This window comes from Tatumella sp. JGM118 (assembly GCF_018257515.1).
Lineage (GTDB): Bacteria > Pseudomonadota > Gammaproteobacteria > Enterobacterales > Enterobacteriaceae > Tatumella > Tatumella terrea.
Window position 1 is genome coordinate 20,816 of sequence record NZ_JAERJR010000004.1, and the last position, 19,645, is coordinate 40,460.

Below are 19,645 nucleotides of genomic sequence, written 5' to 3' on the forward strand. Positions count from 1 at the left end.
GCTGCGGGGCTAATAGGTGACCGTCACCGTGATGGTATCCGTATAGCTTCCGGCGGGCTGATTGGTCTGAGAGCTGTCCACCGTGGCGGTATAATTGATCGTCTGGGATTCACCGGTGCCGGTTTCACTCAGGTCGTTTTCGGGTGTCCAGGCGGTGCCATCCGCCTGATAAAGTTGATAGAGCAAATAGCGGGTCGATCCGTCAATCGCCGATGACATCTGTCGCCAGTCCCCGCTGACCGGATTGCTGCTGCTCAGGTTGACGGTATAGGCGGCATTTTTCGTGCACAGGACCGTCAGTGCACTGGCAACAGAGGCGAAGTCTGCCGGTAATGCGGCACTGCCGAAACTGACATCCGGAGCCTCTTCAATAGTGCAATCATTAGTGACTATCGCGGTTAAGGTGACTGTCGATGTCGTATCACCCGTGGTATAGGCACAGATCCCCAGCAGGCCGATAAAACAAATATTGTAATGCCAGTTGATGGTGATGGTATCGGTATAGGTTCCTGCCGGCACATTCAGGCCGGCGGCGGTATGGATATACAGGGGTAACGATCCGTCACTGGCATCAAACAATCCCAGCAGCCCGAGTAATGAGGTTGAGCTCCAGGTGATGGTCTGGCCTATGGTATAGGTGGTGCCACAACCGGAACTGGCACATATTGTGTAAGGGATCGCACTGCCCGACGCACTGGTCATCTGCGGTGTGCTGCCACTTTCCCCGGCCGAGGAGGCGATAGTCGCGGTGATAGTATCCGTGCTTAATAACGTTAATAACCCGCCGGTGCAGGTAAAGCCGGAACCGGTCTCCACGGTTTCAGCCGTGCTTGCCAGGGTGAATGAACTGAGCGAGCCGAAGCTTCCGCTGGCCGAACTGGCCGTACAGTCGGCCAGACAGAGATGAGAAACGAAGAGTAATAACAGTCCTGCCAGCCGCAGGAGGAAGGAATTACCGGTCATTAAGCGGCTCCTTTACTGAGGGGAAGTGACATTCTATCGGGCCTATAGTGGCAGGGATCCGGGTTTCCTGAGGTAAGGTGAAGGAATAGTGACATTCACCGTCCGGGGTAGTGATCACTAAGCGATTCTGTCTGCCGAGATGAGATAACCATGCCTGGCCGTCATAGCCGACGACTGCAGACTGACCACTGTCCAGTTCGTTTAAGGGAGTTCCCACCGGCAATGGTTGTCCCCGATCATTAGTGAGGGTCAGTATTGCTGAGCGTACCCGCATCACAGGAAAGTGCACGATGGCACCACTGTCCTCACGTACAGCCACCCGTTTTTCCGGTACCGGAGCATCAATATCTGCCGGTAAATTCATGGTATCGATAGAGACTTTTCCCGCATACCAGCCGGAGACCCAGGGGATAAGCAGATGTCCCTGTTTATCGGTAACCCCGACCCGACGGTTTTCATACCTGACGACGGTATCCGGATAGCCATCGGTATCAGCCACAATAAAAGCGTCGTTGATTGGCCGCGAAAGAAAATAATCATTATCCATCGCAATGAGAGACCCGCTGGCTTCTATCCACTGATTAACGTTACTGTCATCGCCATAGAATCCGCCACTGACTGTCGAGTAACGGTTTATCCAGGTCAGGTTTGCCTGGTTATAATTCTCTTTACTGAAGGAGTGGGCGACCGTCCATCCCAGCCCTCCCTCCACCGGGGCGGCCCGGGTGTAGCCGATCTGTCCGGTGACCTTGCCATTGGCGTTCTGATTAGCGGTGGCATTCACGGTTGACTGGTCACCCCATGGGATAGTCAGTTGTGCTACCCCGGTCAGCGCATGACTGCTCAGCGTTTTGTTCAGGCTCAGACTAAAGCTGGCACTACGGCCGATGGCATGACTCCATGATGCGTTAGCCAGCCGGGTCCGGGTGCCATCCTGCGCACGGATAGCGAAATAACCCAACCCGAAGGTTCCGGCGGCCTGGCCGATAGGGGTAATGCTGAAGGTGGCCTGATCTGAACTCCTGCTGGATACCGCGTCATTACTGTCATCGGAAAGATCCAGATAAGTGCCGCGGGTATTGATATGCTGAAGATTCAGGCTCCAGAGCCGGCCATAGTAGGACCAGCCGGAGGTATACTGCTGCCCGTATTGCAGGCTGTCGTACTGACTGTGGCTTACGGACAGGCTGAGGGTTCCCCACTGCCCCGGAGTGAAGTCGGCGCCGGTGCCGGCGAGCCATAATTTTTCGCTGGCTTCACTGTGCACGGAGCCGGTAAGACGATTAGTCAGCCCGTAACGGTAAATACCACTGAAGGCACCTTCGCCGTAATCATTACTTTTTGTACCGTAGTTGCGGCGTAATACGCCGGCTGAGAGGTCAAAATCGCTCATGCCGCGCGCAAGTAACTTATTGGAGACGTAAAACGGGATAGTGGTTGAAACCTGACGTCCCAGCGCATCGGTCGTCACTACCGTGGCTTCACCGGCACCATTAATAAAAGGAACATCTGTCAGCGTATAGGGACCGGCATTCACTGACTGGCTACTGGTTTTGTAGCCGTTAACAAATAAATTGACCGTTCCGGGGACGGCCGCCGAGCCCGACCAGTTTAATAGCGGGTATGTCACCAGGTCCGGACGAACGCTGAAATTACGGCTGATCCGTAATCCGGCCATCCGAACGGAATTACTCCAGGTCAGAGAGTCACTGATGAAATCTCCGGCCTGGACGCTGATTAACCGGTTAACATCACTGTATTTCCAGGATGTGTCATAACGCATATACCCTTGCGGGGTGTTATCGTTGCCTTGCCAGGTCGTTCGCCAGACGCCACTTTGTGAAAGTGTGCCCTCATCGCTGAAGAAACGGCCTTCTAACAGCGTACTGGTGGTGGCTGTACCGGATCCGGATTTCAGGCTGTAAGCATCATAGTTGAGCAAGACGCCATGGCTGGTGACCGGAACCAATTCTTTCTGCCGCCGGCGGTTACCCAGGAATTGTTCAGGTAGCCAGGCATCAGGAACCCGCAGATCCAGTTGCTGCCGGGCACTGTCATAAGTGGCATGTACCCCGGGGAGTTGAGTGACATCCACTAACCCTGACGTGGCCGGGAACTTAAGATAGTTTTTTCTTAAGACGGCGGCGCCCACCAGGAAATGATCATTATTCACCGATACCGGCACCAGTTCAGGATTTTTATTACCGTTAACTGACAAGGTCAGGTAAAGGGTATAGGCCTTACTTTCTGCCTGGCCCAGTGTCGGTGGCGGCAACTGGTTATAATCATCTGCCCGGGCGATGCCGGACAGGCTACAGGCCATGCTTAACAGCAGCGGATGTAAGGCCTTATTCATGATTATCTGCCAGCGTCTATCATGACCGGCGCCACATTATCTGCCAGTCGCGTAAAGAGTTGTGGATGCAGGGCGGGCTTTTGCGGCAGAGGGAAGTTCACCGTCTGCCCTGGCAGAACATACCCGAGAAATCCTTTCGAGATAAAAACATCAGGATGCATCGCATCACTTCCCCAGAAAATATCACTCAGCCTGGCGTGGCGTGTTCCATGGTTGGTAATGGCCAGCACGGGTTTGCCCCCGGAGGAGAGTATCTGCCAGGAGAGGTTTTTCCGGATATCCGTCACCGGTCCGTTCTCACCGACAGGCTGGATACCCTGACCATACAGGAACAGCGGTAATACATACCGCATGCGCATGATCAGTCCGGCATTGTGGTTTTGCATCTGAGGTGCCATCACCCCCGGGATCTCATCGATAACAATGCGGTAGGCATCTTCCTGCTGCGCAGCCGTCGGCCGCAGGCGGATCAGACGGATCAGTTGTCTTCCCCCTGGCTGGATCGTCACGAAAGGGGGGCTTGCCAGCACATCTTTCTGGTCCGAGTAAACAGAGGCGGAGTGACGCTGCTGCCATTTAAAAATCCGCACCTGCAGGGTGACGGCATTACCTCCCTCATTCTGTAGCCATAGCTCTGAACCTCTGTCGCTATTTTTTATCACCTGAAATATCGGCCATACCAGGATGGAGCTTGCGGCATGAGCGGCAGTAAATAATGCGGGGAGTGAGAGTAAGAGAGACAGTAAGACAGATCGGATTTTCATGTATTTACGCTTTAATAAGTCAGAGTAACGGTAATGGTATCGGTATAGGTGCCGGCAGTGGGTAAACCGGTGACCGGAAATAACCGTCCGTATAGGGTGTATGTCTGGGGCGTGTCGGGAAAGGATGCGACGCTATAGGCCAGTGAGCCCGTTCCCCAAACGGTACTGTAAGCGGCATCCTGATAAAGCTGATAGCCGAGGGTCGCAGTGCTGTCGCTGTTTTCCATATAACGTTCGCTGGCAGACCCGCCATGGAGCCCGTAATCCAGTGCGATTGAAACAGACATCCCCGGGGTGCAGGTCACGACAATGGAACCCGCCCCGGGAGTACTTGCCACATCCACGTTATCCGCGATCGAGGACATCGAACCAAAATTCAATGTGCCGAAATCGGTTACCGAATCACTACTGCTTGTTCCGAGAGCACATCCACTGGTGATCACTGAGGAGACGGTGAAGCTGCTCGTCGTGGTATCTGCAGACGCGGCCACGGAAAACAGGGCTAACAAGGCGGCTAAAGTGAAGTGGCAGGTCATTTCACTTATCTTCACCTGTTTACCAGGCTAAGGTCGCTGTCACTGTATCGGTATATGTCCCGGAGGTCGGTGCCGTCGAGGTTTGGCCGGTCGGCAGGATCCGCCCATAGATAGGAATACTTTGTGCATCACCACTGGCTGTCAGTGAAATAGCGGTGCCGGGTTCAATTTCTGTGTCGTAAGAAGCATCGGAATAGAGGTGATAAGCGATGTCCGAGCTGGTAGTGGTACCGCTGGTGGTGGTAGTGTTTACCATATTACGGACATTACCCGATTCATTCAGGCCGCCATCCAGTGTCAGGGTCGGGCTTAGCCCTGAGGTGCAGGTCACCGTTACGGCATCCTTCCCGTCTGAACCTAACACACTGCCATTAATGATTGAGGTTAGATCAGCATAGGTACCAAAATTAAGTGTTCCCCAGCTGTTCGTGCCCGAAGACGAACTGCCGTTGGCGACAGTACAACCTTCTTTAATCGTCACCTGAACCCCAACCTGGCCGGTTAATGTCCCTTCAGCCGCGCTGGCCGAAAGACTGGTGAAGGCAGTGGTTAAGGCGACCCCTAACGTAATTAACAGCGTTTTTCTGAGTTTCATAATCAAGTAACCTTATGCAGTGTGGAAGACGGCAGTATGTCCGGCAGCGCAGTGTTTTTCTGACCAATCACTACATGTCTGATTTTTCAGGTCGTCGTTACCGGTGTTAATAATGATTAATTTATCTTTACTTTCTGTTTGGCTAACAACAGATTATCACATGAATAAGAAAAGTCTCAGTTAACTGAGCGGGTGGGGCGCTCGAATACAGAAAGGCAGTCTCAGGTGATTTTTTGCGGAATGGTATGCCAGTGGATTGTTTTAGATGGATTTTTTGGTTTTTTAATCCCGGGTTGTTTTGTGGTTTTTTTGTAAAATTATTTCTGCTGAAATATATCGTAATATAAATTAATGTTAATAATTTAATTTTATAAGAAATTATTATTAATAACTAAAGTTACTTTCCGTATTGCCTCTTTCAGCATGACTGCCGGTAAAAACCGTGCCGTACTACGATTTACCGCCTGAAATCGTTATAATCGGCGCTGTTATCGTTTCAGAGGAAAGAGAGTGACCGACAAAAATGATGAGTACTGGATGCGTTATGCCATGACGTTAGCCACCCGGGCTCAGGAAAATAATGAGGTGCCTGTCGGAGCGGTGTTAGTGCAGGGCGGCGAAGTGATTGCCGAAGGCTGGAATCATCCCATCGGGGATCATGATCCGACGGCCCATGCCGAAATGATGGCATTACGCAATGGCGGAAAGGCATTAGAAAATTACCGGTTACTGGATACCACCCTCTATGTCACCCTGGAGCCCTGCACGATGTGTGCCGGGGCGATGATCCATAGCCGTATCTCCCGGCTGGTCTATGGCGCCCGTGATGCGAAAACGGGGGCTGCGGGTTCATTACTGGATATTCTGCATCATCCCGGGATGAATCACCGGATAGTCGTGGAGGGGGGCGTGCTGGCAGAAGCGTGTGCGAATCAGTTAAGCGAGTTCTTCCGCCAGCGCAGAGCACAAAAAAAAGCGCTGCGTCAGACGCAGCGCGAGGATCAGTAGGTTATCGGATCAGTTCATCGCTATTTGTGGCTCTGACGGAGAAGGCATGTCAGAGTCAGGAATAGGGATGATTTGTTGCCTCTTCTTTTCTGCTTCCTGCAGATATCCGACCAGGCTGATATTGTACTTACGAATATTTTCCACGTAATTATAGGCTTCGGTGCCGCGGGCAAACCCGTAAGTGGTCTGACGGTAGTAGCGCTTCTGTGACAGCAGCGGCAGCCGTTGTTTAACATCGGCCCAGCTGTCCGGGTTAGCGCCCTGCATCATGGTCAGCTTGCGCGCATCCATCATATGAGCAAAGCCCATATTATAGGCCGCCAGCGCAAACCAGATCCGCTCATCCTGAGGGATGGTCGGCGGAACTTTATCCATCAGCTTCTGCAAATACTGGCTACCGCCACGAATACTTTCTGCGGCGTCCAGGCGATTAGCCACATCCAGACTGTCGGCAGTATTACGTGTCAGCATCATCATGCCCCGGACCCCGGTCGGAGAGGTGGCCTGCGGGTCCCAGTGAGATTCCTGGTAAGCAATGGCTGCGAGCAGTCGCCAGTCGATCTGGCTGGCGTACTTCCTGAACAGCGGCTGTAATGACGGTAACGTACTGTCGATAGCCCGCAGAAAAGTCCGGGTATCGACATAATCAAAGCTGCCGGTATGCCCCAGATATTTCTCATCCAGTCTGGCCAGTGTGCCTTCTTCATTCAGCTGATTGTAAAAATCCAGCAGTGCAGCGTTCAGACTATCGTCAGCCGTTTTTGCCATATACCAGTTAACCGGCGCTTCATTGGTGACATCAAATGCCACGGCCAGTTGCGGGTGGATGCGTTGCATCATCCCGATAGTGGCTGAATCGCCGATGGTATAATCCAGTTTGCCGTCAGCCACCTGCTCCAGCATGGCTTGCGGACTGAGCTTATTCTCCACATGCCAGCTGAGTTGCGGATATTTATTCGCTTTGAACGCCTGCAAGGTCGAAATAAAGGACGACTCCGAAGGCACCGACAAGGTGCCGTGTAAATCATCCAGATTTTTCGGGCGGGGTTTATCCACCCGGTAAACCAGTTGCTGCGTTGTCATATAATAAGCAGGGCCGCTACGGTAATCGCGCTGACGTTCTGCATCCCAGGCGAGTCCGGCAGCCAGGATATCGGTACGATGATGGTTAAGATCATCAAACAGGCTTTCAATGTTTGGACGCACGGAGATGTCCAGCTTCACGCCCAGATAGTCTGCAAAGCGTTTAGCCAGCTCATAATCCATCCCCGTCGGATTTTTGCTGTTCTTTTGCCAGGTCAGAGAAGAGCTTATGGTGCTGACACGTAACACTCCGCGGGATTTAATCTGCGACAGAGTATCTTGTGTACCTGAATGCCAGGAGATAGCAGGCCATAGAGCCATTGCCAGTAACAAGGTGACAAGACCGATCAAAAGATAATTTAATTTTAAGTATTTCAAAAAGTTATCTCGTTAATCAGCTCCGGGTTTAGCCTTTTGGCAGGAATGTAACAGAGGGTAAACTCCCCGGAGCGAGGTGCATTCTGAGCAACAAAACGACAAAGAGCAACTTTTATAGCAAGAAATGTTTGTTTTTTGACCGCAGGATTATCCGCAGAAAATCAACGCAAACGGTTTCGTAACAGAGGGTTATTCTTTATAATGACGTCCGTTTTCCCCTGTTGCGCCCAATGAAGCGTCGTCCGGCGTTTCGAAGACGAGAGATCTTTAATGATGGAAATTTTGCGTGGCTCGCCCGCTCTGTCGGCATTTCGTATTAACAAACTCCTGAACAGTTTCAGAAATGCTCACCTGCCCGTCAGCGATATTTATGCTGAATATGTACATTTTGCCGATGTCAGTTCCCCCCTGAGTGATGATGAAAAAAACCGTCTTCAACGTCTTCTTAAATACGGCCCCTCACTGGCGGAGCATGAACCTGCCGGACGCTTATTACTGGTGACTCCTCGTCCCGGGACGATTTCTCCCTGGTCTTCTAAAGCCACGGATATTGCCCATAATTGTGAACTGGCGAAAGTCATCCGTCTGGAAAGAGGACTGGCGTTCTATATTCAGGCTGAGGCTATTTCAGAGGCTCAATGGGCTGAATTGTCCGCGTTATTACATGACCGGATGATGGAAACGGTTTATACCTCACTGGCTCAGGCGCAGCAGTTATTTGTTCAGCAAACGCCTCAGCCGGTAAAAGCGGTCGATATCCTTGGTAAAGGTCGTCAGGCTTTGGAAGAAGCGAACGCGTCTCTCGGCCTGGCTCTGGCAGAGGACGAAATTGACTACCTGCTGGCTGCGTTTACCGGACTGGGACGCAATCCTAACGATATCGAACTCTATATGTTTGCTCAGGCTAACTCTGAGCACTGCCGGCATAAAATTTTCAATGCCGACTGGATCATCGATGGTGTTCAACAGCCGAAATCGCTGTTTAAGATGATCAAAAATACCTTTGAGAAAAACCCTGAGCACGTGCTGTCGGCCTATAAAGATAATGCCGCCGTGATGGAAGGCTCGAAGGTTGGCCGTTTTTATGCGGACGATAAGCAGGGGATTTACGATTTCCACCAGGAAGATGCCCATATCCTGATGAAAGTCGAAACGCACAACCACCCGACGGCGATTTCTCCGTGGCCGGGGGCCGCGACCGGATCCGGGGGTGAAATCCGTGATGAAGGCGCGACCGGACGAGGTGCTAAACCTAAAGCCGGTCTCAGCGGTTTCTCTGTCTCTAACCTGCGTATTCCGGGCTTTGAACAGCCGTGGGAGCAGGATTTCGGTAAACCGGATCGTATCGTGACCGCACTGGAGATCATGACCGATGGTCCGTTGGGCGGAGCGGCATTTAACAATGAATTTGGTCGTCCGGCGCTGAACGGATACTTCCGTACTTATGAAGCGCGGGTGACCAGCCATAACGGTGAAGAACTGCGTGGTTACCATAAGCCGGTCATGCTGGCCGGAGGGATCGGTAACATCCGTGGTGATCATGTGCAGAAAGGCGAGATCAGCATCGGGGCTAAACTGATCGTGCTGGGCGGTCCGGCGATGAATATCGGTCTGGGCGGTGGAGCGGCGTCATCGATGGCTTCCGGTCAGTCCGATGCCGATCTGGATTTTGCGTCTGTTCAGCGTGACAACCCGGAAATGGAGCGTCGCTGTCAGGAAGTGATCGACCGCTGCTGGCAGCTGGGCGAACAGAACCCGATTCTGTTTATCCATGATGTCGGTGCAGGCGGGCTGTCCAACGCGATGCCGGAACTGGTCAGTGACGGTGGACGTGGCGGGCGTTTCAATCTGCGTGACATCCTGAACGATGAACCCGGCATGAGCCCGCTGGAAGTCTGGTGTAATGAGTCGCAGGAACGTTATGTTTTAGCGGTGTCGCCGGACAAACTGCCGTTGTTTGAGCAGTTATGTCAGCGTGAACGCGCACCTTATGCGGTGATCGGTGAAGCGACCGAAGAACTGCATCTGACCCTGAATGACACGCACTTCGATAATCAGCCTATCGATATGCCGCTGGATGTGCTGCTCGGCAAAACCCCGAAAATGACGCGGGACGTCGAGACAAAACAGGTCTGCGGGACGGCGTTAAACCGTGATGACATATCACTGGCCGAGGCGGTTAAACGCGTTATGCATCTGCCGGGCGTCGCAGAAAAGACCTTCCTTATTACTATCGGTGACCGTTCCGTCACCGGGATGGTGGCACGCGACCAGATGGTCGGACCGTGGCAGGTCCCTGTTGCGAACTGTGCCGTTACCACGGCCAGCCTGGACAGCTATCATGGCGAAGCCTTTGCCATGGGTGAGCGTGCGCCTGTCGCTCTGCTCGATTTTGCCGCCTCCGCCCGGCTGGCCGTCGGTGAAGCTCTGACGAACCTGGCCGCCACCGATATTGGTTCTCTGAGCCGCATTAAGCTGTCCGCAAACTGGATGTCCGCCGCCGGACACCCGGGCGAAGATGCCGGGTTATATGCGGCGGTAAAAGCCGTCGGTGAAGAACTGTGTCCGGCATTGGGTCTGACGATTCCGGTCGGGAAAGATTCGATGTCGATGAAAACCCGCTGGCAGCAGGATAATCAGCCGCGAGAGATGACATCACCGTTATCGCTGGTGATCACTGCCTTTGCGCGTGTCGAAGATGTTCGTCACACCGTGACACCTCAGTTACAGCCCGGCACAGATAACCTGCTGATGCTGGTGGATCTGGGGGCGGGTGCCAATACTCTGGGGGCAACAGCGCTGGCACAGGTTTACAGCCAGCTCGGAGACAAACCGGCAGACGTCCGCAATGCACAACAGCTGGCCGGTTTCTTCAACGCCATCCAGCAACTGGTTTCTGAGCAGAAATTACTGGCTTATCATGACCGCTCTGACGGCGGGCTGCTGGTAACACTGGCTGAAATGGCCTTCACAGGTCACTGCGGTTTGCGTGTGGATGTGGCCTCACTGGGGCAGGATGTACTGGCATCATTGTTTACCGAAGAACTGGGCGCCGTTATCCAGGTGAAAGCGGAAGATAAACAGGCCATTAGCGATATTTTTGCCCGTCATGGTCTGGCAGATTGCCTGCATGTTCTCGGTGCCGCTGAGCCGGGTGATGAGTTTGTCATCAATGCCGGTCAGCAGGTGATTTATCAGGAGAAGCGTTCGACACTGCGTCGCTGGTGGGCGGAAACCACCTGGCAGATGCAGCGGTTACGTGATAACCCGGACTGTGCCGATGAAGAACATCAGTCAAAACTGGATAATAACGACCCGGGGCTGAATGTCAGCCTGACGTTCAACCCGGCAGAGGATATCGCTGCGCCGATGATAGCGACCGGCGTCAGACCGAAGCTGGCCGTACTGCGCGAGCAGGGGGTCAACTCACATGTGGAAATGGCAGCCGCCTTCCACCGTGCCGGTTTTGAAGCGGTGGATGTGCATATGAGCGATCTGCTGGCCGGACGTCAGTCTCTGGACGATTTCCATCTGCTGTCGGCCTGTGGTGGTTTCTCTTACGGGGATGTCTTAGGGGCCGGGGAAGGCTGGGCAAAATCGATCCTGTTTAATCCGCGGGTCCGTGACACCTTCGGGCAATTCTTTAACCGCAGCGGGACACTGGCACTCGGCGTCTGTAATGGGTGTCAGATGATGTCGAATCTGCGTGAACTGATCCCGGGCAGCGACCTGTGGCCGAGATTTGTCCGTAACCAGTCAGAGCGTTTTGAAGGTCGTTTCAGCCTGACCGAAGTGGCCGAAAGCCCGTCACTGCTGTTATCCGGCATGGCAGGCTCCCGGATGCCGATCGCGGTGTCACACGGCGAAGGCTTTGCTGAATTCTCAGGACAGGCACAACTGGATGCGCTGCAGGCGGCCGGCCTGGTGGCACTGCGTTATGTGGATAACTATGGTCAACCGACCGAAACCTATCCGGCAAACCCGAATGGTTCCCCGCAAGGGATCACGGCAGTCACCAATACCAGCGGCCGTGTCACGATTATGATGCCGCACCCTGAGCGTGTATTCCGTACCGTCAGTAACTCCTGGCATCCTCAGGAGTGGGGCGAGGACAGCCCGTGGATGCGTATTTTCCGTAATGCCCGTCAGCAGTTAGGCTGATACCGGCTACACCGTCTTAAAAGCGCCCTGCGGGGCGCTTTTTTACTGGCAGGGCCTCAGGATATCCGGGCGGGTGCGCGGCAGGTTGTGATACCGCATCCGGTCTGTACAGCAGGAGTCGGTTGAACGTGATTATCCGATAACAGAGGAGCTGCGCGGAATTTCCCCCGGCAGAGGATCTTCCGGTTAAAGAGTGCCATGATTAAAACGATGCGGAAACTTACCCTGAAGGCCGTTACCGGCATTCGGTCTGTGGACCGGGGACGGCCGCGTGAGCCAGACGAACCGTGCATATGGCAGCGGAAAGCGCCCGGTGCCGCTAATACGGATCCCGGATGCCGGAGAGAAACTGGACGCGGACGATTTTACAAGGTAAGTTGCACGCGTTTATTTTTTACCGGACACACCGGTGAGCGCACTAACCTCCGGGAAATGACCCTGGCGTCACAGATGAAAGCGAAAAAGGTTCAGCTATGAAAAAAATTGATGCGATTATTAAACCCTTCAAACTGGATGATGTCCGTGAAGCGCTGGCAGAAGTCGGCATCACCGGCATGACAGTGACAGAAGTGAAGGGCTTTGGGCGTCAGAAGGGACATACCGAGTTATACCGTGGCGCAGAATATATGGTCGATTTTCTGCCGAAGGTAAAAATTGAATTAGTGATTGCCGACGATATCGTCGATACCTGTGTGGAAACGATTATGCGTACCGCACAGACCGGTAAAATCGGTGATGGTAAGATTTTTGTGTTCGACGTGGCACGGGTAGTACGTATCCGTACCGGTGAAGAAGACGAAGAAGCTATCTGATCCCCCGGGCCACCGCAACAGGGTGGCCCGCTGAACAGCTCAGAGATCCTGATGCGGGCCAAACAGTTCATAATGAATATGCGACTGACTGACGCCGGCTTCGGTTAACTGATGGATGACAGACTGCATAAACCCTGTCGGACCACAGACAAAATAGTGGCACTGCGGGTTATCGAGCGCGCTACCTGCCTGTGTAATATTGATCAGACCTGAACGGTAACGGCTGTCCGCCAGTGCACCGTCGGGCTGTTTATACCAGATGACCTCACGGAAAGACTCCAGCGTCGTGCCCACCTGTGTGACTTCTTCACCGAATGCATGTTCTGCACGATTGTGTGCGGCATGCCACCAGTTAACCCGCGCCGGATACTGATGTTTCGCCAGCGCATGCAGCATGGCCAGCAACGGTGTCTGTCCGGACCCCGCAGAAATGAGAGTGATCGGTGCCGGAAACAGCGAACTGTCCAGCTGGAAATCGCCGGACGGTGCCGAAAGTGACACCCGGTCACCGCATTTTGCCTGACGATGTAACCATTCTGAGACCTGTCCTTGCGGCTGGCGACGGACGGCGATGCGATAGCTCTTACCGTCCGGGTTTCGGGTCAGTGAATACTGCCGGATCTGGCGGTGGGTAAATCCTTCCGGTTTAAGATATAGCGCGACAAATTGCCCGGCGGTAAACTCTGAAACGGGCTGCCCGTCTGCCGGGGTCAGTACGAAACTCTTAATCACCTCGCTTTCCTGCTTAATCTCATTGATCACAAAATCGCGGGTTCCGCGCCAGCCGCCGGACAGCTGTTCATGCTGTGCGTAAATCTGCTCTTCACGGTTGATAAAGATATCTGCCAGGACACCGTAGGCTTCCGCCCAGGCCGCCAGAACCTCGTTGCCAGGATCCAGCAGCTCCCGGATCGTACCCAGTAAATGTTCACCGACAATGGCATATTGTTCCGGCTGAATCGACAAGCTGACATGTTTCTGGGCAATTTTTTTGACGGCAGGGAGCAGGGCTTCCGGGGTATCCAGATGACTGCCGTAAGCGCAAAGTGCTTTAAACAAGGCTTCCGGCTGACGGCCGCTGGCCTGGTTGCTCATATTGAAGATATCTTTCAGTTCCGGGTTATGGCTCAGCATACGCTGATAGAAATGCTGTGTGACCGCCGGGCCGGCGGCCGCGATGGCGGGGAGGGTTTCTCTGACCAGTGCAATAGTTTTCGCATCAAGCATGGGGTGTTCCTTCGCGGGGTTGTAATAACATGCATTTAAAATGCATGTTATTACCCGTTACCCGTAAAGTAAACAGGGGTATTTGTTTTTTATCGTTATTCCTTCCTGCAATATGAAATAAATCGTGGTCGCAGATGAAAAAATATCAGTTAAAAAAGCACTTTCATTTCAGCAGGTAACCCGCATGCTGTCGGTATGCCAATCGTTTGCGTAAAAAGAGTGTATTCCGGCTACCGTCCTCCCGGAAAAGAGTTTACACTGTGGGCCGTTACCCGCCGATGGGTGTTAAATTGCCGTTTTTAAGTTAGCTGAGTCAGGAGATGCGGATGTTAAAGCGAGAGATGAACATAGCCGATTATGATGCCCCACTGTGGGAGGCGATGGAGCAGGAGAAAGTGCGTCAGGAAGAGCACATTGAATTAATTGCTTCAGAAAACTACACCAGCCCACGCGTAATGCAGGCTCAGGGTTCACAGCTCACCAACAAATACGCAGAAGGGTATCCTGGTAAGCGTTATTACGGCGGATGTGAATACGTCGATATCGTAGAGCAGTTAGCGATCGATCGTGCTAAAGAGCTGTTTGGTGCAGATTACGCTAACGTTCAGCCACACAGTGGCTCACAGGCTAACTTTGCTGTTTACACCGCACTGCTGCAGCCGGGTGATACCATTCTGGGGATGAACCTGGCGCACGGTGGTCACCTGACACACGGCTCTCCGGTAAACCTGTCCGGTAAACTCTATAACGTTGTCCCTTACGGTATCGATGACAGCGGCAAGATAGACTATGAAGAGCTGGCTGAACTGGCCAAAACGCATCAGCCTAAAATGATTGTCGGCGGTTTCTCTGCGTATTCCGGTGTCTGTGACTGGGCAAAAATGCGCGAAATTGCAGACAGCATTGGTGCATGGCTGTTTGTCGATATGGCTCACGTCGCGGGCCTGGTGGCTGCGGATGTTTATCCGAACCCGGTACCTCATGCACATATCGTCACCACCACTACCCACAAAACCCTGGCAGGCCCGCGTGGCGGACTGATCCTGGCGAAAGGCGGTGATGAAGACCTGTATAAGAAACTGAACTCAGCAGTGTTCCCTGGCGGTCAGGGTGGCCCTCTGATGCATGTGATCGCGGGTAAAGCGGTCGCGCTGAAAGAAGCGATGGAGCCGGAATTTAAAGCCTATCAGCAGCAGGTCGCTGTTAATGCGAAAGCGATGGTCGAAGTCCTGCTGGCCCGTGGCTACAACATCGTTTCCGGTGGCACTCACAACCACCTGTTCCTGCTGGACCTGGTCGACAAAAATCTGACCGGTAAAGAGGCCGATGCAGCGCTGGGCCGTGCCAACATCACGGTTAACAAAAACAGCGTTCCTAACGATCCGAAGAGCCCGTTTGTCACTTCCGGTATTCGTATCGGTACCCCTTCAGTGACCCGTCGTGGTTTCAACGAAGCGGACGTGCGTGAACTGGCTGGCTGGATTGCTGATATTCTGGACAATATCAACGATGAAGCCACTATCGAGCGCGTGAAAGGTAAAGTGCTGGAAATCTGTGCCCGTCTGCCGGTCTATGCCTGAGACGACTAACGCCGGTCTGACCGGCGTCTGAACAGAGAAAGGCGGCCAGAGGTCGCCTTTCTCTGTTCAGACGCCGTATTCAGTGAAGCATGATATCGTTGTCTCTGCCAATCCTGCCTGCCATATACCTGCACTGACGCCGGTATCTCAGAATATCCTGATGATCCGACCCTCTGCTATCTCCGACGACATACTCTTGTGAAGTGACGCCTGTCCATTGTATTCCGCTGACTTTCCTGCAGAATGCTGAAATAACAGAGCGGTTTTACTGTGATCGGTCACCGGTTATTCCTGCACGCCTTGGGTGGAAATTCAGGGACGCCGGATTGCAGGCATTTTGTCTGCCGGCTTTTTTGTCTGAGTGTGGCTCGGGTGACTGTCACTGCGGTACGGGGGAGAGGGACTCTGCCAGGGACGAAAACCCGGGGATAAGGAATGCCTGAGGCAGTAAAGGAATAACCCGGCGGGGAGGCCGATGCCTGTGAAAAATGTAATAACTGAAGGGCACTGCGGAAATCTGACGGAATACTCCCCGGGCGCGGCGGCCCGGGGAGGGGAGCTTAGCGTTTTAACGCTTCGCTTAATTCATCACGCATAGAAGCCAGGATTGCGCGAACAACACGCGGGTTACCGGCGACGATGTTGCCTGATTGCAGGTAACCATGACCGCCGGTAAAGTCGGTGACCAGGCCGCCCGCTTCACGGACCAGCAGTTCGCCGCCAGCAAAATCCCATGGTTTCAGACCGATTTCAAAATAACCATCGGTACGGCCTGCGGCAACATAGGCCAGATCCAGTGCCGCAGAACCGGTACGACGGAAGTCAGCACACTGAGTAAACAGTTTGCTTACGACATTGATAAAAGGCACGGAGTGTTGTTTTGCTTTGAACGGGAAACCGGTCGCCAGAATAGCCCCGTCCAGATCACGCGCAGTGCTGCTGCGTAAACGGTAACCGTTCAGCTGTGCACCCTGACCGCGCGCGGCACTGAACAGTTCATTGCGCATCGGGTCATAAACCACGGCAACTTCGGTACGGCCTTTAATGCGTACGGCGATAGACACGGCAAAGTGAGGGAAGCGTTTGATGAAGTTGGTCGTACCATCCAGTGGATCAATAACCCATTGAACATCCTTGTCTTCGCCAGCCAGCTCACCGCTTTCTTCGGTGATGATGGTGTGCTGAGGGTAAGATTTACGAATTACCTCAATAATCAGGCGTTCCGCGTCACGGTCAACATTGGTGACAAAGTCGTTACTGCCTTTCTGACTGGTTTCAACCGCGTCAGGGGTTTCGTAATTTTTGGCGATTAAATTACCGGCCTTGCGCGCAGCGCGCACGGCAATGTTCAGCATCGGATGCATCAGTTATTCCCACTGGATGTTAAAGAACGAAAAAACGGCTCGAAGTATAGCAGTGTGTTCAGACAATGTCTCTTTTTATGTTAATATCCTCCTATACATTTTTACACTGGCTTCCAATCTATGTTGCAGAATATTCGTATTGTCCTGGTCGAGACCTCTCACACCGGGAATATGGGCTCCGTTGCCCGCGCCATGAAAACCATGGGTCTTTCGAATCTCTATCTGGTCAATCCGTTGATTAAACCGGATTCCCAGGCCATTTCCCTGGCTGCCGGGGCCAGCGATTTGATCGGTAATGCTTCGATTGTGGACTCACTGGATGAAGCCATTGCCGGATGCAGCCTGGTGGTCGGTACCAGTGCGCGCTCCCGTTCATTGCCGTGGCCGATGCTCGATGCCAGGGAGTGTGGTGTAAAAAGCGTGGAAGAAGGTCAGCAGGCTCCGGTGGCACTGGTGTTCGGCCGTGAGCGTGTCGGTCTGACCAACGAAGAATTACAGAAGTGTCATTACCATGTGGCTATTCCGGCCAATCCGGAATACAGCTCGCTGAACCTGGCGATGGCCGTGCAGCTGATTGCCTATGAAGTGCGTATGGCCTGGCTGCAGGCGCAGGAAGCCGCAGAGCCGGCTCCTCAGTATGCGGAATCACCGTATCCGCTGGTGGATGACCTGGAACGTTTCTATGTGCATCTGGAAAAGATGATGCTGAACAGTGGCTTTATTCGTAAGGATCAGCCAGGTCAGGTCATGACTAAACTGCGTCGTCTGTTTACCCGCGCCCGCCCGGAGCGTGATGAGCTTAATATTCTGCGCGGAATGCTCTCATCCTTCGAAAAAATGGATAAGGAAAACCAGTGATAGCAAGGGATGCGGCCAGCAGCACACGTTAGGTTAAATACCTGAGTAATTTACCCGGTTAAATAGTTGACCAAATCACTCGGGAATGTCAGACTTATTCTCATGAACTTTATTAACACTCCGGTAACCGGATACTGATCGAGGTCGTGTAACGATGAGACTGACATCCAAAGGGCGTTATGCTGTCACTGCCATGTTGGACGTGGCACTTCATTCCAATGAAGGCCCGGTGCCTTTGGCCGATATTTCTGAACGTCAGGGTATTTCTCTTTCCTACCTTGAGCAGCTATTTTCCCGCCTGCGTAAAAACGGACTGGTCTCCAGTGTCCGCGGGCCAGGCGGGGGTTACTTACTGGGTAAAGAAGCCGGCGAAATCGCTGTCGGTACTGTCATTACTGCGGTTGACGAGTCTGTCGATGCCACTAAATGCCAGGGGAAAGAAGGGTGTCAGGGCGGTGAACGCTGTCTGACGCACGTGCTGTGGCGCGATCTGAGCGACCGCATCAGCGACTTCCTGAATAATATTACTCTGGCTGAACTGGTGAATAACCAGGACATTCTGAAGGTAGCGGACCGTCAAAATAATGATAACCGACGTTTCCGTGATAACCGTATCCCTGAGGCGATTGACGTCAAACTGCGAGCCTACAGCTAATTATAATTAATCTGTGATTGGCCGGCTGATCCTTGACCGTCCGACCATAAATTTTGCATTGAAGTGATGTACGGAGTTTAAGAGCAATGAAATTACCGATTTATCTGGATTACTCTGCGACTACGCCAGCGGATCCACGCGTTGCTGAGAAAATGATGCAGTACCTGACCCTGGATGGGGTTTTTGGTAACCCAGCTTCCCGTTCTCACCGCTTTGGCTGGCAGTCTGAAGAGGCAGTTGATATTGCCCGCAACCAGATTGCTGAGCTGGTGGGCGCTGACCCGCGTGAAATCGTTTTCACCTCAGGTGCCACTGAAGCCGATAACCTGGCTATCAAAGGGGCGGCACAGTTTTATCAGAAGAAAGGTAAGCACATTATTACCTGTAAAACTGAACATAAAGCGGTGCTGGATACCTGTCGTCAGCTGGAAAGGGAAGGGTTTGAAGTGACCTACCTGACGCCTCAGACCAACGGTATTATTGACCTGGCTGCGCTTGAAGCGGCCATGCGTGAAGACACTATTCTGGTGTCAATCATGCATGTGAATAACGAAATTGGCGTGGTTCAGGATATCGCGGCGATCGGCGAAATGTGCCGTGCGCGCGGCATTATCTACCATGTTGATGCCACGCAGAGCGTCGGTAAACTCCCTATTGACCTGAGTCAGCTGAAAGTTGATTTAATGTCTTTCTCCGCGCACAAACTGTACGGACCGAAAGGCATTGGTGCACTTTATGTTCGCCGTAAGCCACGTATCCGTCTGGAAGCTCAGATGCACGGTGGCGGTCATGAGCGTGGTATGCGCTCAGGTACACTGGCCGTGCATCAGATTGTTGGTATGGGTGAAGCCTACCGCATAGCGAAAGAAGAAATGGACAGCGAAATGGCCCGTCTGCGGGTACTTCGTGACCGTCTGTGGAATGGCGTTAAGGATATGGAAGAGGTGTATTTAAACGGTGATCTGGAGAACGGTGCGCCGAATATCCTGAACATCAGCTTTAACTACGTGGAAGGTGAATCACTGATCATGGCCCTGAAAGACCTGGCTGTATCTTCCGGTTCTGCCTGTACCTCAGCCAGTCTGGAACCTTCTTATGTGCTGCGTGCCCTGGGAATGAACGATGAACTGGCTCACAGTTCGATTCGTTTCTCTTTAGGACGTTTTACGACTGAAGAAGAGATCGACTACGCCATTGATCTGGTACGCAAATCTATCGGCCGTCTGCGTGACCTTTCTCCGTTGTGGGAAATGTTTAAAGCGGGTGTGGATTTGAATAGCATTGAATGGGCGCATCACTAATAGT

15 protein-coding genes are annotated in these 19,645 nt (G+C 53.0%); 7 read left to right on the forward strand and 8 right to left on the reverse strand.

The window, feature by feature from the left end; genetic code table 11:
* Positions 1-9 precede the first annotated feature (9 nt).
* Genes JK223_RS05645 through JK223_RS05665 form a run of 5 tightly spaced genes read right to left on the reverse strand, consistent with a single transcriptional unit; the run spans position 10 to position 5,214 of the window.
* On the reverse strand, positions 10-963 hold the full coding sequence (locus JK223_RS05645) for a spore coat protein U domain-containing protein (RefSeq protein ID WP_212713247.1): 954 nt from the start codon (positions 961-963) through the stop codon (positions 10-12).
* A complete protein-coding gene (locus JK223_RS05650) occupies positions 953-3,319 on the reverse strand; it encodes a fimbria/pilus outer membrane usher protein (protein ID WP_212713248.1) in 2,367 nt (788 codons plus the stop codon). The genes JK223_RS05645 and JK223_RS05650 overlap by 11 nt, the downstream gene beginning before the upstream one ends.
* A 2-nt stretch (positions 3,320-3,321) precedes the next feature.
* Positions 3,322-4,083, reverse strand: coding sequence for a molecular chaperone (locus JK223_RS05655; RefSeq protein WP_212713249.1), 762 nt, complete (start codon positions 4,081-4,083; stop codon positions 3,322-3,324).
* Positions 4,084-4,094: 11 nt separating this feature from the next.
* Positions 4,095-4,619, reverse strand: coding sequence for a spore coat U domain-containing protein (locus tag JK223_RS05660; RefSeq protein ID WP_212713447.1), 525 nt, complete (start codon positions 4,617-4,619; stop codon positions 4,095-4,097).
* A gap of 19 nt (positions 4,620-4,638) precedes the next feature.
* Complete coding sequence (locus JK223_RS05665; RefSeq protein WP_212713250.1) at positions 4,639-5,214, reverse strand: spore coat U domain-containing protein; 576 nt, start codon at positions 5,212-5,214, stop codon at positions 4,639-4,641.
* 510 nt (positions 5,215-5,724) lie between these two features.
* Here JK223_RS05665 and tadA point away from each other — a divergent pair.
* Positions 5,725-6,222, forward strand: a complete 498-nt coding sequence (tadA, locus tag JK223_RS05670) for a tRNA adenosine(34) deaminase TadA (protein WP_212713251.1) — start codon at positions 5,725-5,727, stop codon at positions 6,220-6,222.
* Between the two features lie 9 nt (positions 6,223-6,231).
* Here the strand turns inward: tadA and mltF are convergent, their stop codons facing one another.
* Positions 6,232-7,683: a membrane-bound lytic murein transglycosylase MltF gene (gene mltF / locus JK223_RS05675; protein ID WP_212713252.1), complete on the reverse strand. Its 1,452-nt coding sequence runs from the start codon at positions 7,681-7,683 to the stop codon at positions 6,232-6,234.
* Between the two features lie 270 nt (positions 7,684-7,953).
* Here mltF and purL point away from each other — a divergent pair, with 270 nt between their 5' ends.
* Positions 7,954-11,844: a phosphoribosylformylglycinamidine synthase gene (gene purL, locus JK223_RS05680; RefSeq protein WP_212713253.1), complete on the forward strand. Its 3,891-nt coding sequence runs from the start codon at positions 7,954-7,956 to the stop codon at positions 11,842-11,844.
* A 473-nt stretch (positions 11,845-12,317) separates the two neighbouring features.
* Positions 12,318-12,656 (forward strand): nitrogen regulatory protein P-II, encoded by a 339-nt coding sequence (gene glnB / locus JK223_RS05685; RefSeq protein WP_025903699.1) that lies wholly within the window; start codon positions 12,318-12,320, stop codon positions 12,654-12,656.
* A gap of 39 nt (positions 12,657-12,695) precedes the next feature.
* On the opposite strand, the gene hmpA is transcribed toward glnB, so the two are convergent.
* On the reverse strand, positions 12,696-13,883 hold the full coding sequence (hmpA, locus tag JK223_RS05690; protein ID WP_212713254.1) for an NO-inducible flavohemoprotein: 1,188 nt from the start codon (positions 13,881-13,883) through the stop codon (positions 12,696-12,698).
* Between the two features lie 326 nt (positions 13,884-14,209).
* Between hmpA and glyA the strand changes: the two genes are divergently transcribed.
* Positions 14,210-15,463 carry a serine hydroxymethyltransferase gene (glyA, locus tag JK223_RS05695; protein WP_212713255.1) on the forward strand — a complete coding sequence of 418 codons (1,254 nt, stop codon included), beginning with the start codon at positions 14,210-14,212 and terminating at the stop codon, positions 15,461-15,463.
* A gap of 560 nt (positions 15,464-16,023) precedes the next feature.
* On the opposite strand, the gene suhB is transcribed toward glyA, so the two are convergent.
* Complete coding sequence (gene suhB, locus JK223_RS05700) at positions 16,024-16,827, reverse strand: inositol-1-monophosphatase (RefSeq protein ID WP_212713256.1); 804 nt, start codon at positions 16,825-16,827, stop codon at positions 16,024-16,026.
* Between the two features lie 120 nt (positions 16,828-16,947).
* Between suhB and trmJ the strand changes: the two genes are divergently transcribed.
* The 3 genes from trmJ to JK223_RS05715 all read left to right on the forward strand — a co-directional run bounded on the left by trmJ (position 16,948) and on the right by JK223_RS05715 (position 19,641).
* Positions 16,948-17,685 carry a tRNA (cytosine(32)/uridine(32)-2'-O)-methyltransferase TrmJ gene (gene trmJ, locus JK223_RS05705; protein WP_212713257.1) on the forward strand — a complete coding sequence of 246 codons (738 nt, stop codon included), beginning with the start codon at positions 16,948-16,950 and terminating at the stop codon, positions 17,683-17,685.
* 154 nt (positions 17,686-17,839) lie between these two features.
* Positions 17,840-18,340: a Fe-S cluster assembly transcriptional regulator IscR gene (gene iscR, locus JK223_RS05710; protein ID WP_212713258.1), complete on the forward strand. Its 501-nt coding sequence runs from the start codon at positions 17,840-17,842 to the stop codon at positions 18,338-18,340.
* Between the two features lie 86 nt (positions 18,341-18,426).
* Positions 18,427-19,641 carry an IscS subfamily cysteine desulfurase gene (locus tag JK223_RS05715; RefSeq protein WP_212713259.1) on the forward strand — a complete coding sequence of 405 codons (1,215 nt, stop codon included), beginning with the start codon at positions 18,427-18,429 and terminating at the stop codon, positions 19,639-19,641.
* Positions 19,642-19,645: the final 4 nt, after the last annotated feature.